This window comes from Verrucosispora sp. WMMC514, assembly GCF_027497295.1.
Taxonomy (GTDB): Bacteria; Actinomycetota; Actinomycetes; order Mycobacteriales; family Micromonosporaceae; genus Micromonospora; species Micromonospora palythoicola.
The window spans coordinates 3003292-3030291 of sequence record NZ_CP114906.1 but is presented as its reverse complement, the minus strand read 5'-3'; the positions used below and the strand labels follow the sequence as shown (position 1 = coordinate 3030291).

Sequence of the window (27000 nt, the reverse complement as noted above, 5' to 3'; positions counted from 1 at the left end):
CGGCGGGTCCGCGCGAGGTCAGCGGTTGACCGGCCAGACCATCCGTACCTCGGTGCCGACACCCTCGTCGACGGGGCGGACCTGAAGATCCTCGACGAATCCGGCGAGCAGGGCGAAGCCCACTCCGGTGGTCAGGTCGTCCTCGTTGAGCGACTCGTTGGCCAACTGGTCGGCGTCGAGGGCGGCAAGACCGATGCTCGCCTCGATCGGTGCCCGGTCCACCACCCGCACCGCGTACGTCCCCGAGTCGGACATCTCCACCAGCACCGGCTCGGCGAGGCCGTACTGACGGTGCAGAGCGACCGCCCGGGTGCACGCCTCGCCGATGGCCAGGCGGACCTCGTCGAGCAGATCCTCGCGAACGCCAGCGCGCCGGGCCACCGCGACGCCGACCAGGCGGGCGGTACGCACGTGCACCGGCGCGGGCGAGAAGGAGAGCCGGACGGTGGCCATCACTGACCGGCGCCGGTCGCCGCTTCGACCGTCGGGTACAACGGGAACACCTGGTCCAGCGCGGTGATCCGGAAGATCTTGAGCAGCGGCTCCTTGTCGCAGACCAGGGCGAAGGTGCCGTCCGCGGTACGCAGCCGCTTGAGCGCGCCGACCAGCACACCCAGCCCGGTGGAGTCGAGGAAGTCCACCCGACCCAGGTCGACCACCACGTGCCGGGCCCCGGCGTCGATCAGTTCCAGGAGCCGTTCGCGCAGCCGGGGGGCGGTGTAGACGTCCACCTCACCGCCGACCTCGAGCACCGTGTGCTCACCCACGGTGCGGGTCGCCAGCGACAGCTCCATCCGTCCTCCTCAGGCAGCCGTAAACTCTCTTGGCATCTAACCACTACCCCGGAGTCGGGCCGACGACTCACCGGGGCAGCCCATCCGTACCCGGCACGCCGATTTCCCAACACCCGAACACCAGTGCGAGAGTGCAGGACGTGACCTCGGCAGCCACCGTATCCGCCGGCAGCGGCCCCGAGCGCCCGACCGACGCCGTTACGGCCGGCCCACCGCTCGCGTCGCCCGGGGAGTTGCTGCGCCGGTTACGCCAGCGGCATCCCGCCGATCCGGTCACCCACGTCGAGCGGGTGCCGCCCCGGATCGGGGTACCGGCACCGTGGCCGTCCTGGGCGCCGGAGGAGCTGCGCGCGGCGTACGCCCGGCGCGGGGTGACCACGCCGTGGCGGCACCAGGCCGAAGCGGCCGGCCTGGCGTACGACCGCCGACACGTCGTGGTGGCCACCGGCACCGCGTCCGGCAAGTCCCTGGCGTACCAGCTGCCGGCGCTGGCCACGCTGCTCGCCGACCCGCGCGCCACCGTGCTCTACCTGACACCGACCAAGGCGCTGGCCGCCGACCAGTTGCGCGCCGTCGCCGCGTTGGAGATCGAGGGCGTCCGCCCGGCCTGCTACGACGGCGACACCCCGCGGGCCGAGCGGGAGTGGATCCGGCGGCACTCCCGGTTCGTGCTGACCAACCCCGACATGCTGCACCACGGCATCCTGCCCGGCCACGCCCAGTGGTCCGGCTTCCTGCGCCGGCTGGCGTACGTGGTGATCGACGAGTGCCACGTCTACCGGGGCGTGTTCGGCTCACACGTCGCCCACGTACTGCGCCGGCTGCGCCGGCAGTGCGCCCGGTACGGACGCGCCGACGGACCGACGTTCGTCCTGGCGTCGGCGACGTCGGGCGATCCGGCCTCGGCGGCCGGCCGGCTGACCGGCCTCCGAGTGACCGCAGTCACCGAGGACACCTCACCGCGCGCCGGGGTCACCTTCGCCCTCTGGGAGCCGCCGCTGCTCCCGCCGGACCCGTCGACCGCCGGGTCCGGCGAGCCCGGGCCCGAGCTGACCCAGGTACGCCGGTCGGCGCTGCGGGAAACCGCCGACCTGCTCGCCGACACCGTCGCCGCCGGGGTACGCACGCTGGCCTTCGTCCGCTCCCGCCGGGGCGCCGAGGTGGTGGCGACCAGCGCCCGGCGCAGCCTCGACGAGGCGGTGCCGGGGCTCGGTGACCGGGTGGCCGCGTACCGGGCCGGCTACCTGCGCGAGGAGCGTCGCGAGTTGGAGCGGGCGCTGCTGCACGGCGAGCTGCTCGGGCTGGCCTCGACCAACGCCCTGGAGCTGGGAGTCGACCTGATCGGGCTGGACGCGGTCGTGATCTGCGGTTATCCGGGCACCCGGGCGTCGCTGTGGCAGCAGGCGGGCCGGGCCGGGCGCTCCGGCCAGGAGGCCCTCGCGGTGCTGGTGGCCCGGGACGACCCGCTGGACACCTACCTGGTGCACCATCCGGAGGCGGTCTTCGGGGCACCGGTGGAGGCGACGGTGCTCGACCCGGCCAACGCGTACGTGCTCGGTCCGCAGCTGGCCTGCGCGGCGGCGGAGGCCCCGTTGACCGCGGCCGACCTGGAGCTTTTCGGCGACGGCACCAAGGAGGCCGTGGCGGCGCTGGTCGAGGCGGGCGCGCTGCGCCAACGGCCGACCGGCTGGTACTGGCGGCATCGGGAACGGCCCGAGGTGGATCTGCGCGGCGACGGTGGCGCCCCGGTCTGCGTGGTGGAGGCGGCGACCGGCCGGCTGCTCGGTACGGTCGACGGCGGCTCAGCGCACTTCCTGCTGCACCCCGGCGCGGTCTACCTGCACCAGGGCGCGTCGTACGTGGTCGACTCGCTCGACCTCGACGACGGGTGCGCGCTGGTGCACCCGGAGGAGCCGGACTGGTCCACGCACGCCCGCGACGTCACGTCACTGTCGGTGGTCTCGGTGCGTTCCTACGTGGACGCCGGCCCGGTCGGGCTCTTCCTCGGCGAGGTGGACGTGACCAGTCAGGTGGTCTCCTACCAGCGGCGACGGATCGCCACCGGCGAAGTGATCGACACCCGCCCGTTGGACCTGCCGGCGCGCGAGCTGCGTACCGTCGCGGTCTGGTTCACCCTCTCCCCCGGGTCGCTGATCGACGCGGGGGTGCCGCCGGCCGACGTGCCGGGAGCGCTGCACGCGGCCGAACATGCCGCCATCGGGCTGCTGCCGCTGATCGCCACCTGTGACCGGTGGGACATCGGCGGGCTATCCACGGCGGTGCATCCGGACACCGAGGCCCCGACCGTCTTCGTCTACGACGGCCATTCGGGGGGTGCGGGCTTCGCGGAGCGGGCGTACGGCATGGCCGCGTCCTGGCTCCGGGCCACCCGCGACGCGATCGCGGAGTGCGGCTGCGAGACCGGCTGCCCGTCCTGCGTGCAGTCACCCAAGTGCGGCAACGGCAACAATCCGCTGTCCAAGCCGGACGCGATCCGGGTGCTCGACGTGGTGCTCACCAATCTGCCGCAGTGACCGGCCGGGTATAAAAACCGGGGCCGCCGGGCAATGATGGTGGGAGCGCTTCCATAGAGCGTTGTGCTTGCCGTTCACCGTCAGTGCCAGCATGGAGGAGAGGCCGTGGCCGACACCATCGCCGAGACCGTCGACCTGCTCTACACCATCGATCAGGAGAAGCTCGACGTCAACCAGCAGATCGCGCTGGGGACCGCGCTCGCCACCCTGGCCCAGGCCGAACGGCTGGATCAGATCAACGAACGTCTGCGCACCATCCATCTGCTGTTGACCACCATGACGCACCGGTCGGGCGTGGACGGCGTCCGCTGACCGGCGGACCCTGCACGCAGCCGTTGTCCGACTGTGCGACACTCCGGCGCACCACAATCGAGGAGTTCTCATGCAGCTCGACAGCTTGCAGGCCCAGCAGCAGTTCCACATCCGTCAGCGGGTGCGGTTCATGGTCAACCAGTACGAGGTGCACAGCGTCGCGCCGGACGGTTCCGAGGGCGGGCTGCTGGCGTTCGCCCAGCAGAAGCGGCTCGCCTTCAAGGAGCAGGTGACGATCTACACCGACGAGTCCAAGCAGCAGCCGCTGCTCGGCTTCAAGGCACGCCAGCGCCTGGACCTCGGTGCCACGTACGACGTCACCGACCACGCCGGCAACCCGATCGGCCTGTTCCGGAAGGACTTCGCGCAGTCCCTGCTCCGCTCGACCTGGCACGTCGAGCAGGGCGGTCTGCCCAACGTCACCGGCCAGGAGCGCAGCATGCCGGTGGCACTGCTGCGCCGTTTCGTCGAGTCGCTGTCCTGGCTGCCGTACCACTTCGACTTCGTCGCGGACGGGCAGCCCGTCTTCTCGGTGGTCAAGAAGTGGGGTCTGCGCGACCGGTACGTCGTCGAGATCCAGAACCCGCAGATCGACCGTCGCCTGGTGATCGCCATGGCCGTCGCCCTCGACGCCCTGCAGGGCCGCTGACGCCGATCCTGACCTCGGCGATCCATCTGGCCCCGGGCCGGCCCGCTCGACCACCACGCCGAGCGGGCCGGCCCACCACCGCCCCAACCGCTCGCGGCCGGTACCCGGTCAGCCGCGCAGCGGGCCGGCCCGGCTGGTGGCCCTGGCAGTCCGGGTCATTCCCGGCAACGGGCTCACCATCACCTCCGTGGTGACCAGCACGTCCAGCCCGTCGATCCGGCACCACACCAGCCGGGCAGCGTTCGCGGCGACCAGCTCCGCCGCCCGGGCGCACGCCACCGGCGCGTCCTGAAGGACCCGTGCCGCACCCGCGAGGGCACCGAGATCGGCGGCCACCAGCGCCTGCTGACGCGCCACCCGGGCGGCTCCCACCCCCGCACCGAACAGGCCCGCCACGACGAACAACAACCCCACCCCCAGCAGGCAGATCGTGGCTCCACCCCGCTCACCACCCCGGGCCGCCGGCCACCACCAGCGGGGCGATGGACTGGGCGGCAAGGTAGCCGGTGGCCGGCGGGCCGGCAGACCGGTCCGTGGCGCGAACCGGCCGCACCAACGGCCGAAACCACTCAGCGCCCCCGCGCCCGGACTTCCCCGCCGGGCCGGCCCGCCCGGCTTCCTGCCGAGCGGTAGCTTCCACCCGGCACACGGTCCACGGGAACGCAGGCCGCGTCCCTGGGGGGCGGCGGCCGGGCGAGCTGCGACGGCGCTCACGGGTGTGGCTCCGGCGCACCCGGTTCGACCGCCGCGACCGCCGTGGCCACGACGCTGATCGCGGGCAGGTCGGCGCCGAGGGCGCGGACGGAGGCGCGGACCGTCACCCGGACGAGGTCGCCGTCCGAGACGACGACCACCTCGGCACCGGCCGGGGCCTGCCGGCGGCCGGCGGTGGCGCCCGGCTCACCCCGGGAGGCGGCGAGCGCCGCCTCCCGGGCCGCGTCCAGGCACGCCGCCTTGGTGCTCACCGCGTTGATCGTGGTCAGCCCGGTGAGCAGGAGCAGCACCAGCGCCGGCAGGCCGGCCGCCATCTCGGCCGTGAACGATCCCCGGTCGTGGCCGGCCGGCCGGCGCCGGGTCACTTCAGGGCCCGGTCGATGACGGCCGTCAACGCGGACTGCACACCGTCGGAGGTCAGCACCTTGAGCAGGACGCCGCCGAAGGCCACCGCGGCGAGCGTTCCGACCGCGTACTCCGCGGTGTTCATTCCGGCGTCCCCGCGAAGGCGGGCGAGGATTCTGCGCACGTGTTCGTCCTTTCTCGTTGGGTTTCACAGCACGTCGCCGAGGACAGCGACGATCACCGGCACCAGACCGGCGAGAATGAAGGCCGGCAGAAAGCACAGGCCCAGCGGCAGCACGATCAGCACGCCGGCACGGCGCGCAGCCGCCTCGAGCGCGACGGCGCGATCAGCTCGCAGGTCGTCGGCGAGCCGGGTGAGCGCCCCGGCCAGGGCGGCGCCACTGCTCGCCGAGCGGATCGCGGCGGTGGCCACCCGGTGCGCGCCCGGCACCTCCGCCAGATGTGCCCACGCCTCGTGGGGCCCACCGCCGAGTTGCAGCGTCCGGCCGACCCGGGCGAGTTGTCGGCCCAGCGGCCCGCCCAGCGCGTCGGCCACGGCGAGCAGCGAGCGTTCCACGGGTGCCCCTGCCCGCAGCGCCGCCGCCAGCAGGTCAGCGGCGAGCGGTAGGTCGGCGGTGGCACGCAGCCGGCGACGACGCACGGTCGGCGGCTCGATCCGGCGGAGCAGCCGGTCGAGCAGCACCGCCGTGGGCAGCGCCGCCACCGGTCCGGCCCAGCCCTCGATCAGCACCGCCGCCGCCAGGCCGGACAGCCCGGCGGCCAGCCGGACGACGTCCAGTCCCCACCGATTCGTATCCCGCGACGGGGTCGTCGAGGCCGGTGCCGAGGCTTCGTCAGGTGACCCGTCGCGCTGGGCGGCCGGTCTCCCTCCGCGGGACGTCGTCCACCCGGGCAACGACCGCCGGAACCGCTGACCCACCCGGCCGGACCTCGACTGTCCGGACAGCCGACGCAGCCGGCGTCGGGGCCGGTACCGGCCGACCGCGAGCCCAGCGACCAGTACGACGCCGGCCAGACCGCCGGCGACCAGCTGCGTCCCGGACATCAGCTGCTCCCGGCGGAGGTGGCCGAGAGTCGCTCCGCCCAGAGCAAGCCGATCACCTGAAGGCCCACGGCGGCGACCGCGCACGCACCACCGACCGGAGTGTGCAGCAGCACCTGGAGGGGATCCACCCCGATGCCGTAGCCGAGGCCGATCCCGCCCAGCGGCAGGGCGGCCAGCAACCAGGCGGTCGCCCGGGCACCCGACGCCTGGGCCGTGGCCGCCGCCAGCCCTCGGTCCGTCGACCGGGCGTCGGCCTCGATCCGCTCCACCAGATCGGCCAGGGGCGCCCCCGTACGCTCGGCCAGCCGTACCGCGGCCCCGGCCAGTCGCCCGAGCCGATCCTCGGCGGGACCGGGCATGGCCGGACGCGGTAGCTGCTCGGACCCGACGGGCCGGCAGTCGTCGGCGACGGTCTCACCCGGCGCGACCGGGTGGGCCGCCGGCGTGATGCCCGACAGCGAGTTCGTCAGCACCTGCGCGGCCACCGGCACCGGCAGACCCACCCGCAGGTCCCCGGCCAGGGCGCACAACTGATCCAGCCGCTCCCGGCGGTCGCGGACGGCCCGGCCCTGGGTCACCCGGCGGCGCATCGCCCGCACACCCAGTACGCCGTAGCCGGCCAGGGCCACCGCCGCCACCGGACCGGCCAGCAACTGACCGATCCCCGCGCCGAACAGGCAGGTCAGCACCAGAACTAGCCGCGGTGTCGCCACTGACGCCGCCGGTCGCGTCGCCCGAGGTGCCCGCTGATCGGTCTGCGCGCGATGCTCGAGCGGTATTCGCAGGTCGGCCGGTACCCGATGGCCGGTCTGATCGTGGTGGCCGGTCTGATCGTGGTGGCCGGTCTGGTGACGGTGGTCGATGTCGCCGCTGGCGGTCTGATCCTCGTCCGACAGCCGTATGCCGGTTCCCCGTGCCGTCCGCTCCGCGACGGCGGATGCCCCTCCCGGTACGACAGCACCGGCTACACCACCGGGCCGCCCCGGCCGCCGACTTCCGCGCGGCCCCGGCGGACGGGAGGGGGTCGGTACTGTTGGCGGCCCTGACCTGGGCCAGCCGATCGGGGACCCCGCTGGCCTCGACGGCTGAGCTGCACGCCACGCAGGCGCCGCCTCCGTTGTCGCCGGCCACCCGACACCGGTCGGCTCCGGGCTGCGCCAACCCCGGCCACGCAGGCTCTCGCCGTCCCGGTGACCACCCGCCTCACGCAGGGCGACGATCCACGCGACCAGCGGATCGTCGGCCGCCTTCCCGCCGTCCCCGGACCCGGACAGGGCACGTCGCCCGCGCATCCGGTGGGTCAGGGCGACAAGGACCGGCAACACCGACATCGCCCACCACCACGCGCCACTCATGACGACACCGCCGACGCGGGCCAGGGCTCGCACAGAATCGGCGGCACCGGCACGTCGCGGTTGCGGATCAGCGTGCCGAGCGCCCGGGCCGCCAGCCCGATCCCCCGACCACGAATCCACGCGGGGACCGCGGTGACCAGCCGCTCGGGTCCTTCCGGCAACAGCAGGCAGATGGAGTCCAGCATGCGGCCCTGCGGGGTACGGCGAATCTGGAACACCACCTGAAGCGCCGCCGCCACCTGGGCGTGCAGCGCCGGACGGGGCAACCCGCCGAGCAGCCCGAGCGCCTCCAACCGGGCCGGTACGTCCGACGGAGTGTTGGCGTGCAGCGTCCCCGCCCCGCCCTCGTGACCGGTGTTCAGGGCGGCCAGCAGGTCGACCACCTCCGCGCCCCGGCACTCGCCGACCACCAGCCGGTCCGGTCGCATCCGCAGCGCCTGCCGGACCAGCTCGCTCAGGCCGACGGCACCCGAGCCCTCCACGTTGGCCGTTCGTGTCTGCAGGCCCACCACGTGCGGGTGCACCGGTCGCAACTCGGCGGCGTCCTCGACCAGCACGATCCGCTCGGTCGTCGGCACCAGACCGAGCAACGTGTTCAACAGGGTCGTCTTGCCGGAGCCGGTGCCGCCGATCACCAGATAGGCGAGCCGGGCCGCCACCACGGCGGCGAGCACCGGCGCCACCGGCCGGGCCACCGCGCCCTGGGTCACGAGTTCGTCGAGGGTGAACGGCCGCTGCCGGAAGGTACGCAGCGACAGGTAGGGCCCGTCGGTCGCCACCGGCGGTAGCACCGCGTGCAGCCGCGTACCGTCGGCCAGCCGGGCGTCGACGCACGGATAACCGTCGTCCAGCCGACGACCGGCTCCGGCCGCGAGCCGCTGCGCGAGTCGACGGACGTCGTCGGGCGTGCCCACCGGCACCGGTACCTGGTGCAGACCCTGCCCCCGGTCGACCCACACCCGCGCCCCGTTGACCAGTACGTCGGTCACCTCGGGGTCGGCCAGCAGCACGGCGAGCGGGCCCGCGCCCACCAGGTCGTCACGGACCCGGTCGGCGATCCGCAGCAGGGCGTTGTCACCGAGCACGGCGGCGTCGGGCTCGGCGCGTACCGCGGAGACGATCGCGGCCGGGGTCACCGGCGCGGTCGTCGCGGCGATCCGCTGCCGTACCCGGGCCGCGAGGTTCTCCCCGGTCATGCCGCACCCGCCGCAGGCTGTCCGGTGAGTTCGGTGACGATCCGCTGGCAGAGCTCGGCCAGCGGGCCGCGCCCACCGGCCGCCGGGGCTTCACCCCGCTCCAGCCCACGGCACAGCCCCGGTTCGGGCCGTAGCGAGCCGGCCAGCGGCAGGCCGAGTGCTCTGGCCACCTCGGTTGCCCGCAGCCGGCCGGGAGCGGGCCCCCGGACGATGACCGACAGGTCACGACAGTGCGGGGCGACCGCCGTGACCACCCGGGCCGCGGCAGCGGTCGCCCGCAGTTCGGCGGGTACGACCACGAACGCGCGGTCGGTGGCCTGAAGCGCAGTCACCGCGGCGTCGTCGAGTTGCCGGGGCAGGTCGACCACCACGAGGTCCCGGCTCCGCCGGGCGGCGTCCAGGGTGGCGGCCACCGCCTCGGCCGGCACCGCGATCAGGTCGCCACGGTCCCAGGAGAGCACCACCAGATCGCCCCGGCTGGGCAACGCGCGGACCAGGGCCGGTGCGTCGACCCGTCCGTCGGCACCGGTCAGCGCCGGCCAGCGCAGCCCTTCCAGCTGCTCCCAGCCGAGCACGAGATCCAGGCCACCGCCGAGCGGATCGGCGTCGAGCAGGAGGGTACGCAGCCGTGCCCGGGCGGCGGTGACGGCGAGTCCACCGGCGAGGATGCTGGCACCGGCGCCACCCCGACCACCGACCACCGCGACCATCCGGGCGTGCGCCGGGGCCCCGCCGTCGCTGACGCAGTCGGCGAACCGGTCCACCAGCCACGGCTCGGCCGCCGGCAACACGGCGACGTGTTCTGCGCCGAGCAGCTCGGCCACCTGCCAGCCGGACTCGACGTCGCCGGACCGTCCCACCAGGACGAGTCGGCTTCGTCGGGGTAGCCGCGCCCGCAGGCAGGGCTGTGCCTGGTCGCTGCCGACGAGGACCAACGGGGACGGCCGCCAGCGGGTGCGGGCGGCCGCCGGATCGGCGGCGACCTCCACCTCGACGCCGCCCGCGGCAGCGAGCCGAAGCAGGTCGTCGAGCAGGTCACCGTCCGAGGTGACGACCAGCGGCAGGCGCCGGTCCGGCGGGACGGAGGTACGGGATGGCATCGCGGCCTCCAGGCGGTCGGCGCGGGTTCACTGGGTCGAACCCTGCCGCCACGGCCACCCCGGCTGCCGCCCCGGACGGCGGTCCTGTGGACAACGAAGCGTTCTGTGGACAACGCCCACAACGGCGTTGATCTGTTATACGGACGGGCCGCCATCGCACCTGTCTCGACCCGCACCACCCATGGCGGGACGTGACGCGCACCACGCATAATCGACGTCCTGTGCCGTCGGCCGAACGGCATTGCTCGCCGGATCGAGGTCATGACTCAGTCGCCAGATCACGAACAGCCCCGTGTCGAGCCGAGGCTGCGGGTCGGCCCCTGGCTGTTCGACCCGCGTTCCCGCGCCAGGCAACTGTCGGCGCGTCCGGTTCCGCGCGCACTGCCGCCGGCACCGGTCGCAGGCGACGGCCGACCGGTCACCGAACCCCCGCCCGTACGCGAACCGACCGTCGCCTTCGAACCCGCCCGCCGCGCTTCCGGCCGAATGTCGCACCGGCTGATGCTCGCTGGCCTCGCCGCCGCCGTGCTCGGTCTCCTGGTCACCACGCTCTGGCCGGCGGCCGAACCCCCGACCGTCGCGGCGCCGGACGTGCCGTCGGACTGGATCCCACCGCAGCCAGGCGGCCCGGGATCCAGTCTGGAGGGTGTCGCCTCCGCCGATGCGCTGTCGCCATCCGCACCGGCAGCCTCGTCGTCCGTCGGCGGGGTCTCCTCCTCCCGGCCGCAACTCAGCCGGCGGGCGACACCGGTCCCGTCGGCCACCCGTCCTGCCTCACCGACCGTGCCGCCCAGGCCGAGTGCCCGACCGACCCCCACGCCGAGCCGGTCGGCAGGCCCGCCACCGACCACCCGACCGCCCGAGCCGGCGCAGCTGACCCCGCTACCGGCGTGGCGGGAACATGGTCTGCGCTCGGTCAGCGGCGGCAGCGAGACGAGCATCGAGTTCGTCAACCTCCGCTCACGATCGGTGATCGTGTACTGGCTGGACCACCGCGGGCACCGGAGGCAGTACGCCGTGCTGCACCCGGATGAGTCGTACCGGCAGCACACGTACGTCGGTCATCCCTGGGTGGTGACCGACCGGCGTGGTCGCGCCCTGGTCTGCTTCGAACCGACGCGTACCTCCGGCCGAGCCGTGATCAGGTGACCCTGGTGCGACCGACTGCCATGCGTAGCGCCCGGTGAGGCTGTCCGCTGGGTGACAGCACCATGGCGGAGCGGCGGGACGCGCCTACGCTTGGCGCACCTTTCGCCGGCCACGCTCCGGAGGGAGCCGTCCCATGCCATCCATCCTCGCCACAGCACTGCTCACGGCCGCCCTGACCGCCGCACCTACAGCCGCCGTGTCCCCAGCCCGCACCGACTACCGCGCGGTGGACCTCGGCACACTCGGCGGCGACAGCAGCTACGCCACCGCCATGAACGACCGCGGTGACGTGGTCGGCCGGGCCCAGGGCGCGGACGGCGTCTACCGCGGATTCCTCTGGCGCAACGGCCGGATGATCAATCTCGGCGACTTCAGCCCGACCGACGTCAACGACCGGGGTCAGGTCGTCGGCGTCCGCGACGACGGCTCCGGCGCGTACGTCTGGCATCGCGGCGTGCTGCGGCCGCTGGGCGGCCAGTCCGGCCGGCCCGTGGCGATCAACGACCGCGGCCAGGTCGTGGGCCACACCGACGCCGGCCCTGTCCTGTGGACGAACCGCCGTCCCCGGCCATTGCCTCTCGACGACGTGTCCGACATCAACGAGCGCGGCCAGGTCGCCGGCGGGGTGTCCGTGCCAACCGGCTTCCACGCCGCCCGGTGGCACCGTGGCCGGGTCACCGACCTCGGCGCTGGCCCCTTCAACCGCAGCAACACGTACGCCCTCAACGACCGTGGCTGGATCATTGGCTGGCAGTTCTCGGCGGAGCAGTCCGAACGCGGCATCCTCTGGCGACACGGACGCGCCCTGGACGTCGGTACCCTCGGCGGCAGCTTCACCCGGCTGCGGGCAATCAACAACCGTGGCGAGATCCTGGCCAGTTCCCAGGCCACCGACGGAAGCGAACGCCCGGCGCTGTGGCGGCGCGGCGTGCTGCACGACCTCAGCCTCGCCGGGATCAGTACGGCGGGCGAGGTCGTCGACCTCGATGACCGTGGCCGTATCGCCGCCTCGGTCCGCCCGGTCTGGGGTGTGAGCCGCGCGGTCGTCTACCACCCGCGTTGACGGAACCAGTCCGGGCTACTGCGGTGACGCTGGGCTAGACCGAACCGTCTTCAGCCTGCGCTGGGCGACCAGGACATAGGCCGCAGTAGGACCAAGCACAGCACCCGCGCCGCCCCCGCACGCCAGCAACGTGCCGGCAACCGTCGGCTTGTCGGTAAGTACCGCGATGCCGGCCATGTAGAGCATCGCCAGCACTGCGGCGACGGCGAACGAGACAAGCAACTTCACGGACAGCCGTCCGCCTATCGAGGCGATCTCACCGGTCCAGCCCGCCGGCACGAACAGCAGCGGCACCAGGGCGATGCCCAGACACGCCATCGAAGCGCACAGTACCGGCCCGGCGAGCGGCCCGCCCAGATCCCCAGTGGTGCTGGCCGCGTAGACGAGCAGTCCGGCATAGATGACGGGCGTCTGCGCCACGAACACCAACCAGGCGACAAAGGCACCGGCGGCGTGATGGCCAATCGTTCTGCTCATGGCACCTCCCCGTGCGACAGCTTCGCGAGGGTATGCCACTCGACAGACACGGCTTTACCTGGGCCGCGACGGGAGGGAAAGGGACGACCCCCGTCGGGGGGAGACGGGGGTCGTCGGAGGTTCGGCTCCGGGGGGGTCGAGCCGAACCCGCTCAGCGGTCACGGGGGGTGCAACCGCCGAGAGTCTGCCGGTTGTACGAGATATGAATGCCTGTGCTGTAACCAAGTCTGCCTGAGCGGACCTGTGTACGTCGAGTGGTGTAGCGTCCACTCCCTGCGAAATCCTGTTCGCTGGGTGTGACCACGGTCACTGTTCGCAGGCGGGTGGGGGTCGGCCCGCAGGTCCGAGCGCTCTTCAGCCCCCGGGCACCCGCCGACGATAGACCATCGGGCTAGACTTTCGCGCCGTGGGCCGAAGTGCCGCTTTCTTCGATCTGGACAAGACCGTCATCGCCAAGTCGAGCGCCTTGGCGTTCGGCAGGCCGTTCTACCGGGACGGCCTGATCACTCGGCGTGACGTGGTCAAGTCGGCGTACGCGCAGCTGATGTTCCGGCTGGGCGGCACCGACGAGCAGACCATGGCCCGGACCCGTGACTATCTCGCCACCCTGTGCAAGGGGTGGCCGGTGGAGCAGGTCCGTCAGATCGTCGCGGAGACGCTGCACGAACTCATCAACCCTTACGTGTACGCGGAGGCCGCCGCGCTGATCGAGGAGCATCAGGCCGCCGGCCGGGACGTGGTGCTGGTTTCCGCCTCGGGCGAGGAGATGGTGCGCCCCATCGGCGCGCTGCTCGGGGTGACCGACGTGATCGCCACCCGGATGGGCGTGGTCGACGGCCGGTACAGCGGCGAGGTCGAGTTCTACGCCGCCGGGCCCAGCAAGGTCGAGGCGGTCAGCGAACTCGCCACCGCCCGGGACTACGACCTGGCCGACTCGTACGCCTACTCCGACTCGTACAGTGATCGCCCCTTGCTGGAGTGCGTGGGGCATCCGTCGGTGGTCAACCCGGACCGGCAGCTGCGCCGGCTGGCCGTCGAGAACGCCTGGCCGGTGCTCGAGTTCCGGCACCCGGTGCCGCTGGGCCGGCGACTGCGCGAGCGGCCCGCCGTGCCGGTCGCCGCGGCGGCGCTCGGCGTCGGTGTCGGGGTGGCCATCGGCATCGCCTGGTACGGCCGGCATCGCCGCACCCGCGCCTCCGCCTCGCCGGCCTGACCGCGCACCCTCGGGCTCCCCTACCGACGCCGAAGCCAGGAGGCCGCACCCCGGCAGGCGACGCCGAAGCCAGGAGGCCGCACCCCGGCAGGCACGGTCAGCGGCACCACCAGCGGACGGATCGGCGGTACGCGCTCAGGAGGCCAGGATCTCGTCGCCGATCGCGGTGAGCTGGTCGGCGCCCACCTCGACGGCCGACATGTAGTGACGGAGCCAGGATCGCAGTCCGTCCGGGGTGCCGGTGGCGAAGGCACCGGCCGCGCCCACGTACTCCGGTTCGCGTTCCCGGTGCCCGACATCGACAGCGAGCAGGCCGCGTGGGTCGAATCCGGTGGAGAGCAGCACGAGACGGGCCGCGCCCCGGGCGACCACGCCCGACGGACCGGCGAACGGGCGCAGGTTGAGCAGTTCACCGTGTACGACCGCGGCCAGCACGAGCGGAGTGACCCGGGTGCCGCCGGCCACCAGGGCGGCCAGGGCGTCGAGCCGGGCGGCCACCACCGGATCGTCGACCGGGCGGCCCAGCGCGGTCTCGGCGACCACCTCGCGGGCGGCGAGCACGTGCAGCTTCGCCAGCACCTGCCGGGGGGCCTTCGGCCAGAGTTCACTGAGCCCGGGCAGGGCGCCGGCCACCCGCAGCGCACCCTGGAGCACCGGTTCGGTGACGGTGCCGGCGCGTACCGTCTCCCGCTCGTGGTGGTGGCCCTCCAGCCCGGCGCTGGCCACCGCGGAGCGCAGGCTCACCTCGGCGGCGACCTGGCCGCCGTGGCGCCGCAGCGCCCGGTGGCCCAGTGCCTGGTCGAACCGGTCGCGGGCCCGCTCCACGGCGGCGGCGATGTCGGCGAGGTCGAGCAGCGGCGCGAGCGGATCGGCGGTCACCCCGACACGTTAGCGACGATGCCTGTCGCCCCGGGCGCGAGTCACCGGCAACGCGATCCCCGCCACCCCGTGCCGGCCGTGAGGAGTCGACCTGCCCTGCACCTCGGCGCGTCGGAGGGGCCGTTGAGCGACGGGCGCGTCGGGGATCGGTCGCCTCGCTCGGCCGCCGCGACTAACCTGCCCGGGAGAGACCCAGGTCACCCGAACGACGAGGAGTCACCGCATGAGCGAGCGTCAGCGAGCGAATCATCAACGCGGCGCGCTGGTGCCTCATGCTGGCACGGAGCGAAGCGGAGTGCCGGCATGAGCGAGGCATTGGCCAATCTGCTGAACGAGACGCGCCAGTTCCCGCCGCCGGCCGAACTCGCCGCCGACGCCAACGTCACCGCGGACGCGTACGCCGAGGCGGCGGCCGACCGGCTCGCCTTCTGGGAGCGCCAGGCGTCCCGGCTGGCGTGGACCAGGCAGTGGGACGAGGTGCTGGACTGGTCCCGGCCGCCGTTCGCGAAGTGGTTCGTCGGCGGGCAGTTGAACGTGGCCTACAACTGTCTCGACCGGCACGTGGAGGCTGGCCGGGGCGACAAGGTGGCGATCCACTGGGAGGGCGAGCCCGGCGACAGCCGCACCATCACCTACGCCGACCTGCACCGGATGACCTGCCAGGCGGCGAACGCGCTCACCGACCTCGGGGTGACCGCCGGTGACCGGGTGGCGATCTACCTGCCGATGATCCCGGAGGCCGCGGTCGCGATGCTGGCCTGTGCCCGGATCGGCGCCACGCACAGTGTGGTCTTCGGCGGCTTCTCCGCCGACGCGCTCACCAACCGGATCCAGGACGCCTCGGCGAAGGTCGTCATCACCGCCGACGGCGGGTACCGGCGCGGCAAGCCGTCCGCGCTCAAGCCGACCGTCGACGAGGCGGTGGCGAACTGCCCGTCGGTCGAGCACGTCCTGGTGGTCCGGCGCACCGGCGAGGAGGTCGGCTGGTCCGGCCGGGACCACTGGTGGCACGAGACGGTGGAGCAGGCGTCGGCCGAGCACACCGCGCAGCCGTTCGACTCCGAGCACCCGTTGTTCATCCTCTACACCAGCGGCACCACCGCCCGCCCGAAGGGCATCCTGCACACCACCGGCGGCTACCTGACCCAGGCGGCGTACACCTCGTACGCGGTCTTCGACCTGAAGCCGGACTCCGACGTCTACTGGTGCACGGCGGACATCGGCTGGGTGACCGGTCACTCCTACATCGTCTACGGCCCGCTCGCCAACGGGGTGACCCAGGTGATGTACGAGGGGACCCCGGACACCCCGCACAAGGGCCGCTTCTGGGAGATCGTCGACCGGTACGGGGTGACCATCCTCTACACGGCACCGACGTTGATCCGCACCATGATGAAGTGGGGCGAGGAGATTCCGGCCGAGTACGACCTCTCCTCGCTGCGGCTGCTCGGTAGTGTCGGCGAGCCGATCAACCCCGAGGCCTGGATGTGGTACAGGCAGCACGTGGGGCGGGGCGAGCTGCCCATCGTGGACACCTGGTGGCAGACCGAGACCGGCAGCATGATGATCTCACCGCTGCCCGGGGTGACCGCCGCCAAGCCGGGCTCGGCGATGACTCCGCTGCCGGGCATCGTCGCGGACGTGGTGGACGACCAGGGTCAGTCGGTGCCCAATGGCGGTGGCGGTTACCTCGTGCTGCGGGAGCCGTGGCCGTCGATGCTGCGCACCATCTGGGGAGACGACAACCGGTTCATCGAGACGTACTGGTCGCGGTTCGGCGCGGGTGCCGGTGGCGACGGCCCGTGGATCTACTTCGCCGGTGACGGCGCGAAGAAGGACGACGACGGGCACGTCTGGCTGCTCGGCCGGGTCGACGACGTGATGCTGGTGTCGGGGCACAACATCTCCACCACCGAGGTGGAGTCGGCGCTGGTGTCGCACCCGTCGGTGGCGGAGGCGGCCGTGGTCGGCGCCACCGACCCGACCACCGGGCAGGCGATCGTCGCGTTCGCCATCCCCCGGGGCAGCACCGAGATCTCCGGCGAGGCCGGTGAGCAGCTCATCGCCGATCTGCGCAACCACGTGGCGAAGACGCTCGGCCCGATCGCCAAGCCCCGGCAGATCATGCTGGTGCCGGAGTTGCCGAAGACCAGGTCCGGGAAGATCATGCGCCGGTTGCTGCGGGACGTGGCGGAGAACCGGTCGCTGGGCGACGTGACCACGTTGCAGGATTCCTCAGTGATGGACCTGATCGCCTCCGGCATGAGCGGCGGCAAGTCCGACGAGGACTGACGACAGGCGTACGCCCGAAGGGTGGCGGTCCGGCATCGGACCGCCACCCTTCGTCATGTTCCCGCACGTCAACCGGGGTCGGGATGTGACAGTGAAAACGCCTACCAACAAAAAGGTGCAACAAATTTTGGCCACAACTCTTCTCACCAGCCTCGGGAGTGCCTAGGTTCACCACTGGCCCCATTCACGGGGGCCTCTTTCACCGACCCGCAACCCCCGACGGGTCGGTTCCCTCAATCCGGAGGTACCACGTGCGGAAAGTCGCAGTGGGTCTGCTCGGGCTCTCCTTGACGGCGACAGGACTGACGGTCGGCACATCCGCCGCCGCCGCGCCACAGCCGGAGAACCCGGCGGCCGCCCCGTCCATCGCGGAGCCCGCCCACGCCGAACACGACCTGCCGAACCCGCTTGAGGCCAAGCGCCGCGCCCTGCGCCAGGAGGGCCTCAGTGAGGTGCTCTCGGGCCGAGCCAAGGCCGAACGGATCAACGGCAGCACGGTGGTCAAGGTCGGTGAGCGGGCCGCCCGCGGCGGTGCGGCCGGTCGCAACGCCAAGACCACCAAGCGCGGCCGAGGCCCCACCGAGAAGCAGTACGTCGAGCTGTCCCGGGAACAGACCGACCAGATCTTCGTGATCCTCGCCGAGTTCGGCAACGACCGGCACCCGAACTACCCGGACCAGGACACCGACCCGGACATCCCCGGCCCGACGAAGTTCGACGGTCCGCTGCACAACGAGATCCCCGAGCCGGACCGGTCGGTGGACAACTCCACCGTCTGGCAGCCGGACTACGACGCCGACCACTACCGGACGCTCTACTTCGGCACCGAGCCCGGTGACGAGTCGGTCAAGCAGTACTACGAGGCCCAGTCCTCCGGCCGGTACAGCGTCGACGGCGTGGTCACCGACTGGGTGAAGGTCCAGTACAACGAGGCGCGCTACGGCCGCTCCAGCGGCTACCCCTGCGAGGGGATCGTCTGCAACAACGTCTGGGCGCTGGTGCGCGACGCCGCCAACCAGTGGGTCGCGGACCAGAAGGCGGCCGGGCGGATCGACGAGGAGATCGCCGCCGACGTGCGGGCGATGGACGAGTGGGACCGCTACGACCACGACGGTGACGGCGACTTCAACGAGCCGGACGGCTACATCGACCACTTCCAGATCGTGCACGCCGGTGGCGACATGGCCGACGGCGACCCGATCCAGGGCGAGGACGCCATCTGGAGCCACCGCTGGTACGCGTACGCCTCCGACCAGGGTCGCACCGGGCCGTCGAACTTCCCGGCGGGCGGTACCCAGATCGGCGACACCGGCGTCTGGATCGGCGACTACACCATCCAGCCGGAGAACGGCGGTCGCAGCGTCTTCTACCACGAGTACGCCCACGACCTCGGCCTGCCGGACGACTACAACGTCATCAGCGGCGGCGACAACAACAACGAGCACTGGACGCTGATGGCCCAGAGCCGCCTCGGCGCCAAGCACGACGGTGGCATCGGCGAGCGCGGCGGCGACCTCGGCGCCTGGAACAAGCTCCAGCTCGGTTGGCTCGACTACGAGGTGATCGTGGCCGGGCAGAAGCGGACGCTGACCCTCGGCCCGCAGGAGTACAACACCAAGCAGGCCCAGGCCGCCGTGGTGGTGCTGCCCGAGCGGGAGTACACCTTCGACAACGGCGCGCCGTTCGAGGGTGACAAGCAGTTCTTCTCCGGCAACGCGGACGACCTCAACAGCACCATGACCCGCACGTTCGACCTGACCGGTAAGTCGACGGCGACGCTGTCGATGAAGGGCCGCTACAGCATCGAGGCGGACTACGACTACCTGTTCTTCGAGACCTCGGTCGACGGCGGGCAGACCTGGACGTCGCAGAACGGCACGGTCGACGGCGAACCGTTGAAGGAGATCTCCCCCGGCCGGTTCGCGCTGGACGGCAGCTCCGACGACGAGTGGGTCGACATCGAGATTCCGCTGGACCAGGTGGCCGGGGACAGCGTCGCGTTCCGGTTGCGTTACCAGACCGACGGCGGTGTCTCCGAGGGCGGCTTCTTCGGTGACGCGGTCACCCTCACCGCCGACGGCGAGACCGTCTTCACCGACGGTGCGGAGTCCGACGGGGACGGCTGGACGTTGGCCGGCGGGTTCGAGGTGGTCGAGGCGACGTACACGCGGAGCTTCGCGAACTACTACATCGCCGGCACCCGGCAGTACATCTCGTACGACAGGTACCTCAAGACCGGCCCGTACTTCTTCGGGTACCAGAACACCAAGCCGGACTACGTGGACCACTACGCGTACCAGGAGGGGCTGCTGATCTCGTACTGGAACACCCGGTGGGCGGACAACGACACGTTCGCGCACCCGGGCGAGGGCCGGAACATGATCATCGACGCCCACCCGCGGCCGATCTACAACCTGACCGGGCAGCCCTGGCGGGCCCGCATCCAGGTCTACGACGCGCCGTTCAGTCTCAAGAAGGCGGATTCGTTCACGCTGCACCTCAACAGCCAGCCGCAGTACATCCGGGGGCAGGCCGCGCAGCCGCTGTTCGACGACACCAAGAAGTACTGGTTCCCGGAGCTGCCGAACCACGGCGTGAAGCTCCCGGCCACCGGCACCAAGATCAAGGTGTTGAAGCAGAACGGGATCTACACCAAGGTCCGCTTCTCCTGATCCGGCAGACCGACGACGTGGTGCCCCGGGCAGGTCAGCTGCCCGGGGCACCACCCCTTTCCGCACCGGCCACGACCGGAGGGGAACCGTCGCGTCGCCGCTCACGTCATACCCACGTGCCCACCACGATCCGTACCCGAGCTTCGGCGGCCGGCCTCGTCGCGCTGCTGGCCCTCGCCGGGTGCGGCGAGCCGGACGGAGGCACCGTGACCGCCGACCAGCGACCCACCGCGACAGCCGACCCCACCGGGGCGGGCGACACCACCGCCGACAGTGCCACCGGGCAGCCTCCCGTCGGGCGCACCGGCGGAACCCGGTCGCCCACCGAACCGCCGCTGATCGGCAAGCCGACCGCACCACCGAGCCATCCCACCGAGCTACGCAAGGCCAATGTCCTGGCCGGCCGGCTCAGTCGGGGTGGCAGCGGGCCCTGCTACACCCTGGTCACCGACGACGGCCGGGAGTACGCGCTGCACGGCACCGACAAGGGCACCTTCGCCACCGGCACCTGGGTCCGGGTGACCACCGCCCCGGCGACTGCCGAGGTGGACTGCGGCCCCGGAATCCCGGTCAGCATCCTCAAGATGAGCCAGGTCGGTTGACCGTCGGCGCCGTCGTGTCGGATCGGCCGGGCCACCGCGGCGACGGCACCGGCCAGGCGAGCGGCATCGGGGCCCTAGGCTGTCGGGCATGACCGAGCAGCGTGACGAGGCCGTCGACGAGTCCTGCGTACTCACCGAGGGGCCGTGGACGCACCGGTTCGTGGGTGCCAACGGCAGCCGCTTCCACGTCGTGGAGGCCGGTACCGGGCCGATGGTGCTCTTCCTGCACGGCTTTCCCGAACACTGGTGGGCCTGGCACCGGATGCTGCCGGCGGTCGCCGACGCCGGTTTCCGCGCCGTCGCGATGGACCTGCGGGGCTACGGCGCCAGCGACAAACCACCCCGGGGGTACGACGGCTACACCCTCGCGGCCGACGTCGCCGGCCTGATCCGGGCGCTCGGCGAGCGCTCGGCCACCCTGGTCGGCACCGGCGCCGGCGGCATGATCGCCTGGACCGCGGCGTCGTTCCACCCCAACCTGGTGCGGCGCCTGGTGGTGCTCGGCGCCCCGCATCCGCTGCGGCTACGGGCCGCCATCTTCGCCGACCCACGCGGTCAGTTCGCCGCGTCGACCCCGGCGCTGCGATTCCAGCTGCCCCGGTACGAACACCTCCTCACCCGCGACAACGGCCGCGCGGTGGAGGAGATCCTGCGCCGCTGGGGCGGGCACCGCTGGGTCACCGGCGCGGACTTCGCCGACTACGCACGGCGCTACCGGGAGGGCATGCGGATCCCGCAGGCCGCCTTCTGCGCGCTGGAGGGCTACCGGTGGGCGTTCCGGTCGGTACTGCGGCTGCACGGCTACCGGTTCGTGAAGCTGATGCAGCGACCGCTCGCCGCGCCCACCCTGCAACTGCACGGGGCGCGGGACGTGGCGGCGTTGCCGCGTACCGCCCAGGGCTCCGGGCGCTACGTCAGCGCGCCGTACGAGTGGCGGCTGCTCGACGAGGTCGGGCACTTTCCCCACCTGGAGATGCCGGAACTGGTGCTCGGCGAGGTCCTCCGCTGGGCGAAGTCCTGAGCCCGCTCGGCGGCCTCAGACCCGCTGCTCGCGGACGTCGGTGACCTCGCCGACCGGGGCCCATCCCTGGTAGACACCGAAGTCGAAGGCCTCCAGCCGCATCGCCTGCGCGACCGGCCACCGGCCACCGGTGTACTCGACCCGCAGCCACCCGTCGTGCTTGGCCAGCACGATGAACGGCTGCCCCTTCCAGGTGCAGGTGGTACGGACGTACACCAGTTCCTCGATCTCGCCGGCCGGTACGACCCGGACGTGCCGGCCGGGGCATACCTCGGTGAAACCCTCGGTCGCCTCCGGCTGGTACAGCCGGACCTCGCCGCCGTCCGGGCTGGCCGGGAACTCCCGCCCGCGCCAGCGCGCCACATAGCCGTCGCGCATCACCGCTCACCGACCTCGCGCCAGGAGAGCGTGTCGGCGTCGAGCACGGCGACGGGTCGCTCGGTGCCCGCAGCGTCGATACGGACCAGTTGAGCGCCGTGCGGCAGCCGGACACTGTCCACCTTGAACTCGGCCAGCACGTCGCTGCCCTCACCGGGGGCGAAGCCGTTGCCGCGGAACGGTGGCCGTTCGATGACCCAACCCTCCATCGCCCGCATGGCCGCCTCGTTCTGCCCGCCGTACGGGATGCGGTACAGGCTCGGCCGGTACGCCGGCCAACGGAGCACGTAGATCTGTTCGGCGTCCGGTGCGAAGGGCGACTCGGGGTGGTTGAGGCCGAGCGCCTGGTAGAGGGCGGCCGGGGTGGTGAGATGCGCCAGCTCGCTCGCCCGGTGGACGAACCCGGAGACCCGGTCGTAGCCCCGTTCCAGGTAGTAGCCGAGTTGGCTGGGTGCGATCGCCTTCTGCATCACGATCGGCCGGGTCAGGTCACCCGCCGGCGCCGCCTGCCGTGGGCTGCTCGCCGGTGCGGGGGCCTCGACGTTCGGCTCGGGCTCACCCTCGGCGTCGTCGCCGAGGCCGAGCTCGGCGGCCCAGTTGGCCAGCCCGACGATCTGCTCACCGGGCAGTTTCGCACCCACCGGGGTGCCCGGGTTGACGGCGAACGACCAGGAGAGGTCGGGCCACTTCCGGATGAGCTGGACGAAGCGGACCTGGACCGTCTCGGCCGCCGGATCGGTGTGGTCGGCGAGGCGCTGCGGAGAGGTGTAGGCCACCACGAAGGTCTGCCCGTCCAACTGCACGGCCGGCCAGACGAAGCCCGGATCGCCGGGACGGCTACCAGGGGCGGAGTCGGCCGCCACCGGCAGAAGAACCCGGGCCAACAGCAATGTGGACAGGAAGGTGTCCGTGCTGCCGGCCTCCGCGGCACCGTACAGGTCCTCCTCCACCTCGTTGGCAGGTTGGAATGGCGGACCGGCGGGCGCGGTGGGCGCACCGGACGTGGGCGCGGTCGGCCCACCGGACGTGGGCGCGATGGGCGCACCGGACGTGGGCGTCGGAGCCGAGGACTCGGACGCCGCGGACGGCGTCCCGGACACCGGCGTGAACAGCGACGGGCTCTGCACAGCCGGGCCGGGCGGGCGGGCGGCCGGCGCCGCCACTGCGACGCCGGCGTCCGTCTGGTCCTGGCGCGGTGGCGCCGGAGCGGCCGTCGGGGCGGCGACCGTCGACTCGGGCGTCACCGTCTGGACCGGGACGGTCGGCTCGGGCGGTGCTGCCGGCACCGCCTCCGTCGGCTCCGCTGCCGCCACCGTCGGCTCCGGCCGGGGGGCCGGGAAGCGTACCGTCGGCTCGGGATCGACAGCCACCCGCTGGGGATCGACAGCCGTCGGCTCGGGATCGGCGACCGTCGGATCCGGTCGGCCCGCCACCTTCGCGTCCTCCGCTGCCGGACGAACCGACGCCGCACCCACCCCGGTCGCGGACCGGTCCCCACCGCCGGTTGGCCCGCCAGGCTGACCTGCGTGTCCGTTGCTGAGGGTGAGGTCCCGGGCCTCGATGATGGTGCCCTCTATGACGATCGGGGTAAAGCCGCGGCGCGGCGCGGGCGGAGCGGAGACCGGCTCGGCCGCCGAGGTCGGTTGTTCCTCCTCCGGCTGACGACGGGGCAGCGCCTCGGTCGGGTCGCCGCCACCGGCGGTCGGATCGCCGCCACCCGGAGCCGCCCAACCGGCGGGGGTGCTCACCCGCAGCGGCCGAACCGGCCCGTCGGGCGGTGGCAGCGGCTGGGTCGTCTCCTCGTGCGGGACGGGACGGGTCCGGGTGGTGGCCTGGTCGTCCTCGCTGAACACGAAAGCGCGGGTCGGCCCGTCGGAAGGCTGTTCGCCCGCCGGTCCCCGGCGGGGGAACGGTTGACCGCCCCGGAACCGGGACGGTGGTGCTGCCCGGTCGACAAGGCGGTCACCGCGATGCGGCGAGCGACCGTTCGCCGGCTCGAAGAAGGATCGCTGACCCGTCGGCTGGGAGCCGGCCGGATCGCCGTTGGTGGACGTACCGGACCGGTCCGGCGCGGTGGGCCATCCGGGCCCGCCCGACGTCGGTTCCTCCGTACGGCCCGGTGCCGGCCGCCGTGGCGAGGCGCCGCCCACGGTGCCGGGGCCGTCGGGTCGGGCAGCACCCAGACCACCGGGCCGCTGGGCGTCGGCACGTCCCATCCCGCTGCTGTCGGCCGGTGCCGGGCGGGCAGCGGTGCCGGGTGACCGGTCGGCGAGGTCCGGGCGGGGGCGGGCGACCGTGCTCGACGTCGCTGGCGGCACCTCGGGAAGGTGGAAGGCCGCCGGCACCACCGGTGGTGCCGGGGAGAGCTGTGTCGGTCGGACCGGACCCGGCGATCGCGGTGGGGCGGGTGGGTTCGGCGTTGCCGGGGCGGGTGGGTTCGGCGTGGCCGGGGCGGATGACGCCGAGGCGGCGTCGCGGGCCCGGTTCAGCGCCTCCACACGTTCCAGCCGGGCGCGGGCACCCACCGTACGGCCGGGTAGCCGGACATCGCCTCGGGACAGCTGGGAGACGTACCAGGCGGGCAGGTAGCCCTCGATGGGCAGGCCCGGGTTCACCGCCAGCCACCACTCGTGGTTCGGCCAGCTCGCGGCGAGTTCCGCGTATCCGGTGCGTCGGCTGGGCCCGGCGTGCTCACCGAGGCAGGCCCGCATCGCCTCGGCGGAGGTGAACGCCAGCACGTGCGTCCGGCCGCCGGTTGTCCACGTGCCCCAGCCAACCGGAGTCCGCCCCGCGGCCGCCTGTGCGGAGACCGGCAGCAGCAGCTCGACACCGGACAAGATCCGGAAGTAAAGCTGCTGGTCATTGCCGTGCAGCGCGTCTCGCATCGCCGCCTCGGCCCCGGTGGCCGGCTCCCAGTCGGTCACGGCCACCCCTCCTCCCGGGCACAGCCATAGGTGTCGGGTACAACCTACAAGGTGATTGCAAGATCACAATCTCAGGCCATCGGTGGCCCGCCCGGTTCACCAGCAACCGATAACATCCCGTTCCGGTGTCGACACGATACGGAGGCAGTCGATGTACCGGACGCGCGGTGTGCGCCGGCGAGGTGATCGGCGCCCCCCTGGCCTCCTTCGGACGGGTCTGGCCGCAGTATTGCTGGCCAGCCCGATGACGGCCGTCGCGATGACCCCGGCCCGCGCCGCGCCGGCCTGCGCTTCGCCACCGGCTCCGGCCCGACCGACCTCCGCGGCCCCCTGGGCGCAGCAACGGTACGCCCCGGACCGGCTCGACCGACTGGCCACCGGCTCCGGAGTGACCGTGGCGGTGGTCGACTCGGGCGTGGACCGAGCGCATCCGCAACTCGCCGGGCGGGTGCTCGCCGGGACCGACCTGCTCGATGCCGGCGGCGACGGCGGCCTGGACTGTGTCGGGCACGGCACCGGCGTGGCGAGCATCATCGCCGCGGCGCCCAGCGACGGGACGGCCTTCCAGGGGCTCGCACCCAAGGCCCGGATCCTGCCGATCCGGGTCAGTGAACAGCAGGTCGTGGACGGGCGAGGGACGGGACGCACCGCGACGCCCCGGGATCTCGGCCGGGCCATCCGCTGGGCGGTCGACCAGGGCGCCACCGTGGTCAACCTCTCCGTGGTGCTCTACGCCGACCATTCCGCGGTCCGCGCCGCGGTCGGGTACGCGCTCAGCCGGGACGTGGTCGTGGTGGCTGCCGCCGGCAACGGATCCCCCGATGGCCAACGACGCCCCTACCCGGCCACCTACGACGGGGTGCTCGGGGTCGGCGCGGTCGGCGCGGACGGGCGGCGGGCCGACTTCTCGCAGACCGGCACGCACGTGGATCTCGTCGCTCCCGGTCTCGACGTGCTGGTCGCCGCGCCCGGGGGCGGTCACCGCAGTGCCGCCGGCACCAGCTACGCGGCACCCTTCGTCGCCGCCACCGCCGCCCTGCTGCGCCAGTACCGCCCCGACCTCGGCGCCCTGGAGGTGGCTCGGCGGATCGTCGCCACCGCCGATCCGGCCCCCGGCGACGGATACGGCGCGGGGGTGCTCAATCCGTACCGGGCGGTGACCGAGACCGGGGCGGTGCCGAAGCACGCGCGACCGGTGACCGGGCTGGCCGACGACCGGCCCGATCCGGCGCTGCTGGCGCAGCAGGACCGTCGACGCGACGCCCGGAACCGGGCACTGCTGCTCACCGGCGCGGGCCTGCCGCTCGTCGCCGCCGTCGTGCTGGCGGCGGCGGTGGTGCCCCGAGGGGTACGCCGACGGTGGCGTCCAGCCGACCACGGCCACGACACGGGGTGACGCCGGTCGGCGTCACCCCGTGGACTGTGCGCGGCGGTTCACTGGAAGAGGCCGGTGTTCCGCTTCTCCGTGTCGAGGTAGTCGGCCGCGGACTCGTCGACCGCGAGCTTGATGTCCCGCAACATGGCCTGGAGGTCCTGCGAGGCGTTCCGCCACCGTGCCTGCCGCTGCTCGTAGGCCTGCTGTGCCTCGCCGGACCAACTGGCCACCAGCGGTGCCGCGTCGCGCTCCAACTGACCGAGCTGCGCGTCGAGCGTGTTCAGCGCTCGCTGAATGTCCGCGCTGGCCTGTTGCAGCGCGGCGAAGTTGACGACCAGCACACCGTGCTCCATCGGATTCTTCTCCCTGCGTCGTGGGCTAGAGCGGCAGTTGGATGCCGCCACGGTTGGTGGCCGCCACCCGGGCAGCCGCCTCGGCGTCCGACGCGTCGTACCGGGTGCCGGCGGTGCGGATCGCCCCCGCCGTCTCCCGCAGCGCCTGCTGAAGCCCGGCCTGGTCCTCCGCCCACTTCCGTTTGACCTGCTCGAACGACCGGCCACCAGCCCCTCGCCAGGCCTGCTGGAGGATCTCCAGCTGGACCAACAGTCCACTGAGCATCGACTGCAACGACTGGTCGGTCTGCTCGAACTTCGCCGCGGTCTGCTGCATCACCGCGGCCTCTGCCTGGGTCTGGGACACCTTGGACGTCACCTCGTCTCCTCGATCGTGGCTGGCCCTGCGGCGGAAACGCACCGCCCACGACGCCGGAGGGGAAGCACGACGCGGGATGGGCCAACGAGAACTCGTCGCTGAGAGTAGCGACACGGTCGCGGTTCTGCTACCCCACCTCGCTCCCCTGTGGATAACGCGCTCGGTCGCCGGTAACTACC

25 protein-coding genes and 1 pseudogene are annotated in these 27000 nt (G+C 72.7%); 11 read left to right on the top strand and 15 right to left on the bottom strand.

Features of this window, described 5'->3' with window-relative positions; translation table 11 throughout:
* Positions 1–18 precede the first annotated feature (18 nt).
* Both O7597_RS13685 and O7597_RS13680 read right to left on the bottom strand, forming a co-directional pair.
* A complete protein-coding gene (locus O7597_RS13685; protein WP_164446460.1) occupies positions 19–453 on the bottom strand; it encodes an ATP-binding protein in 435 nt (144 codons plus the stop codon).
* Positions 453–794 carry an STAS domain-containing protein gene (locus tag O7597_RS13680; protein ID WP_099847876.1) on the bottom strand — a complete coding sequence of 114 codons (342 nt, stop codon included), beginning with the start codon at positions 792–794 and terminating at the stop codon, positions 453–455. The genes O7597_RS13685 and O7597_RS13680 overlap by 1 nt, the downstream gene beginning before the upstream one ends.
* Before the next feature lie 140 nt (positions 795–934).
* Here O7597_RS13680 and O7597_RS13675 point away from each other — a divergent pair, with 140 nt between their 5' ends.
* From O7597_RS13675 to O7597_RS13665, 3 genes are all read left to right on the top strand, one after another.
* On the top strand, positions 935–3328 hold the full coding sequence (locus O7597_RS13675) for a DEAD/DEAH box helicase (RefSeq protein ID WP_281582890.1): 2394 nt from the start codon (positions 935–937) through the stop codon (positions 3326–3328).
* Positions 3329–3433: 105 nt separating this feature from the next.
* Positions 3434–3640: a hypothetical protein gene (locus O7597_RS13670; protein WP_164446462.1), complete on the top strand. Its 207-nt coding sequence runs from the start codon at positions 3434–3436 to the stop codon at positions 3638–3640.
* Between the two features lie 70 nt (positions 3641–3710).
* Positions 3711–4289 (top strand): hypothetical protein, encoded by a 579-nt coding sequence (locus O7597_RS13665; protein WP_269740230.1) that lies wholly within the window; start codon positions 3711–3713, stop codon positions 4287–4289.
* A 108-nt stretch (positions 4290–4397) separates the two neighbouring features.
* On the opposite strand, the gene O7597_RS13660 is transcribed toward O7597_RS13665, so the two are convergent.
* The 7 genes and pseudogenes from O7597_RS13660 to ssd form a co-directional block, all read right to left on the bottom strand.
* Entirely contained in the window at positions 4398–4787 is a 390-nt protein-coding gene (locus O7597_RS13660) for an Rv3654c family TadE-like protein (protein WP_269740231.1), read from the bottom strand.
* 212 nt (positions 4788–4999) lie between these two features.
* Positions 5000–5368, bottom strand: coding sequence for a TadE family type IV pilus minor pilin (locus O7597_RS13655; protein WP_269740232.1), 369 nt, complete (start codon positions 5366–5368; stop codon positions 5000–5002).
* A complete protein-coding gene (locus O7597_RS13650) occupies positions 5365–5493 on the bottom strand; it encodes a DUF4244 domain-containing protein (protein ID WP_205808979.1) in 129 nt (42 codons plus the stop codon). Before O7597_RS13650 ends, O7597_RS13655 begins: the two co-directional genes overlap by 4 nt.
* Positions 5494–5556: 63 nt before the next feature.
* Positions 5557–6147 carry a type II secretion system F family protein gene (locus tag O7597_RS13645; RefSeq protein ID WP_269742672.1) on the bottom strand — a complete coding sequence of 197 codons (591 nt, stop codon included), beginning with the start codon at positions 6145–6147 and terminating at the stop codon, positions 5557–5559.
* A gap of 266 nt (positions 6148–6413) precedes the next feature.
* Positions 6414–6731 (bottom strand): annotated as a pseudogene (locus O7597_RS13640) (hypothetical protein); the annotation flags it as partial.
* 1034 nt (positions 6732–7765) lie between these two features.
* Positions 7766–8965 (bottom strand): TadA family conjugal transfer-associated ATPase, encoded by a 1200-nt coding sequence (locus O7597_RS13635; protein WP_269740234.1) that lies wholly within the window; start codon positions 8963–8965, stop codon positions 7766–7768.
* Positions 8962–10065, bottom strand: a complete 1104-nt coding sequence (ssd, locus tag O7597_RS13630; protein WP_269740235.1) for a septum site-determining protein Ssd — start codon at positions 10063–10065, stop codon at positions 8962–8964. The genes O7597_RS13635 and ssd overlap by 4 nt, the downstream gene beginning before the upstream one ends.
* Positions 10066–10326: 261 nt before the next feature.
* On the opposite strand from ssd, the gene O7597_RS13625 reads away from it, so the two are divergent.
* Together O7597_RS13625 and O7597_RS13620 are read left to right on the top strand one after the other, a co-directional pair.
* Entirely contained in the window at positions 10327–11214 is an 888-nt protein-coding gene (locus O7597_RS13625) for a hypothetical protein (RefSeq protein WP_269740236.1), read from the top strand.
* 133 nt (positions 11215–11347) lie between these two features.
* Complete coding sequence (locus O7597_RS13620; RefSeq protein WP_269740237.1) at positions 11348–12277, top strand: hypothetical protein; 930 nt, start codon at positions 11348–11350, stop codon at positions 12275–12277.
* A gap of 15 nt (positions 12278–12292) precedes the next feature.
* Here the strand turns inward: O7597_RS13620 and O7597_RS13615 are convergent, their stop codons facing one another.
* Positions 12293–12754 carry a hypothetical protein gene (locus O7597_RS13615; protein WP_281582889.1) on the bottom strand — a complete coding sequence of 154 codons (462 nt, stop codon included), beginning with the start codon at positions 12752–12754 and terminating at the stop codon, positions 12293–12295.
* Between the two features lie 406 nt (positions 12755–13160).
* Between O7597_RS13615 and O7597_RS13610 the strand changes: the two genes are divergently transcribed.
* Positions 13161–13967, top strand: coding sequence for an HAD-IB family hydrolase (locus O7597_RS13610; protein ID WP_164446469.1), 807 nt, complete (start codon positions 13161–13163; stop codon positions 13965–13967).
* A gap of 135 nt (positions 13968–14102) precedes the next feature.
* On the opposite strand, the gene O7597_RS13605 is transcribed toward O7597_RS13610, so the two are convergent.
* Positions 14103–14846: an oxidoreductase gene (locus O7597_RS13605; RefSeq protein ID WP_281582888.1), complete on the bottom strand. Its 744-nt coding sequence runs from the start codon at positions 14844–14846 to the stop codon at positions 14103–14105.
* A 303-nt stretch (positions 14847–15149) separates the two neighbouring features.
* Here O7597_RS13605 and acs point away from each other — a divergent pair, with 303 nt between their 5' ends.
* The 4 genes from acs (at position 15150) to O7597_RS13585 (ending at position 21433) form a co-directional block, all read left to right on the top strand.
* Positions 15150–17138 carry an acetate--CoA ligase gene (gene acs, locus O7597_RS13600; RefSeq protein ID WP_281582887.1) on the top strand — a complete coding sequence of 663 codons (1989 nt, stop codon included), beginning with the start codon at positions 15150–15152 and terminating at the stop codon, positions 17136–17138.
* A 266-nt stretch (positions 17139–17404) separates the two neighbouring features.
* On the top strand, positions 17405–19810 hold the full coding sequence (locus O7597_RS13595) for an immune inhibitor A domain-containing protein (RefSeq protein ID WP_281583249.1): 2406 nt from the start codon (positions 17405–17407) through the stop codon (positions 19808–19810).
* 116 nt (positions 19811–19926) lie between these two features.
* Positions 19927–20412 (top strand): DUF5818 domain-containing protein, encoded by a 486-nt coding sequence (locus O7597_RS13590; protein ID WP_269740241.1) that lies wholly within the window; start codon positions 19927–19929, stop codon positions 20410–20412.
* An 88-nt stretch (positions 20413–20500) separates the two neighbouring features.
* Positions 20501–21433, top strand: coding sequence for an alpha/beta hydrolase (locus tag O7597_RS13585; RefSeq protein ID WP_269740242.1), 933 nt, complete (start codon positions 20501–20503; stop codon positions 21431–21433).
* A 15-nt stretch (positions 21434–21448) separates the two neighbouring features.
* Here the strand turns inward: O7597_RS13585 and O7597_RS13580 are convergent, their stop codons facing one another.
* Together O7597_RS13580 and O7597_RS13575 are read right to left on the bottom strand one after the other, a co-directional pair.
* The gene (locus O7597_RS13580; protein ID WP_269740243.1) at positions 21449–21814 is read right to left on the bottom strand and encodes a hypothetical protein; all 366 of its coding nucleotides are present in this window, start codon (positions 21812–21814) and stop codon (positions 21449–21451) included.
* Positions 21811–24735 (bottom strand): SseB family protein, encoded by a 2925-nt coding sequence (locus O7597_RS13575; protein WP_269740244.1) that lies wholly within the window; start codon positions 24733–24735, stop codon positions 21811–21813. The genes O7597_RS13580 and O7597_RS13575 overlap by 4 nt, the downstream gene beginning before the upstream one ends.
* A 244-nt stretch (positions 24736–24979) precedes the next feature.
* Here O7597_RS13575 and mycP point away from each other — a divergent pair, with 244 nt between their 5' ends.
* Entirely contained in the window at positions 24980–26131 is a 1152-nt protein-coding gene (mycP, locus tag O7597_RS13570; protein ID WP_269740245.1) for a type VII secretion-associated serine protease mycosin, read from the top strand.
* 38 nt (positions 26132–26169) lie between these two features.
* On the opposite strand, the gene O7597_RS13565 is transcribed toward mycP, so the two are convergent.
* Positions 26170–26463, bottom strand: a complete 294-nt coding sequence (locus O7597_RS13565) for a WXG100 family type VII secretion target (protein WP_269740246.1) — start codon at positions 26461–26463, stop codon at positions 26170–26172.
* 25 nt (positions 26464–26488) lie between these two features.
* On the bottom strand, positions 26489–26809 hold the full coding sequence (locus tag O7597_RS13560) for a WXG100 family type VII secretion target (protein ID WP_269742674.1): 321 nt from the start codon (positions 26807–26809) through the stop codon (positions 26489–26491).
* Positions 26810–27000: the final 191 nt, after the last annotated feature.

What these genes read in the sequence shown, in the direction of transcription:
- O7597_RS13665 (WP_269740230.1), top strand. Translation starts at nt 3,711, where the DNA reads ATGCAGCTCGACAGCTTGCAGGCCCAGCAGCAGTTCCACATCCGTCAG.
- ssd (WP_269740235.1), bottom strand. Translation starts at nt 10,065, where the DNA reads ATGCCATCCCGTACCTCCGTCCCGCCGGACCGGCGCCTGCCGCTGGTC.
- O7597_RS13650 (WP_205808979.1), bottom strand. Translation starts at nt 5,493, where the DNA reads ATGAACACCGCGGAGTACGCGGTCGGAACGCTCGCCGCGGTGGCCTTC.
- O7597_RS13585 (WP_269740242.1), top strand. Translation starts at nt 20,501, where the DNA reads ATGACCGAGCAGCGTGACGAGGCCGTCGACGAGTCCTGCGTACTCACC.
- O7597_RS13685 (WP_164446460.1), bottom strand. Translation starts at nt 453, where the DNA reads ATGGCCACCGTCCGGCTCTCCTTCTCGCCCGCGCCGGTGCACGTGCGT.
- O7597_RS13635 (WP_269740234.1), bottom strand. Translation starts at nt 8,965, where the DNA reads ATGACCGGGGAGAACCTCGCGGCCCGGGTACGGCAGCGGATCGCCGCG.
- O7597_RS13620 (WP_269740237.1), top strand. Translation starts at nt 11,348, where the DNA reads ATGCCATCCATCCTCGCCACAGCACTGCTCACGGCCGCCCTGACCGCC.
- O7597_RS13625 (WP_269740236.1), top strand. Translation starts at nt 10,327, where the DNA reads ATGACTCAGTCGCCAGATCACGAACAGCCCCGTGTCGAGCCGAGGCTG.
- acs (WP_281582887.1), top strand. Translation starts at nt 15,150, where the DNA reads ATGAGCGAGGCATTGGCCAATCTGCTGAACGAGACGCGCCAGTTCCCG.
- mycP (WP_269740245.1), top strand. Translation starts at nt 24,980, where the DNA reads ATGACGGCCGTCGCGATGACCCCGGCCCGCGCCGCGCCGGCCTGCGCT.
- O7597_RS13680 (WP_099847876.1), bottom strand. Translation starts at nt 794, where the DNA reads ATGGAGCTGTCGCTGGCGACCCGCACCGTGGGTGAGCACACGGTGCTC.
- O7597_RS13615 (WP_281582889.1), bottom strand. Translation starts at nt 12,754, where the DNA reads ATGAGCAGAACGATTGGCCATCACGCCGCCGGTGCCTTTGTCGCCTGG.
- O7597_RS13565 (WP_269740246.1), bottom strand. Translation starts at nt 26,463, where the DNA reads ATGGAGCACGGTGTGCTGGTCGTCAACTTCGCCGCGCTGCAACAGGCC.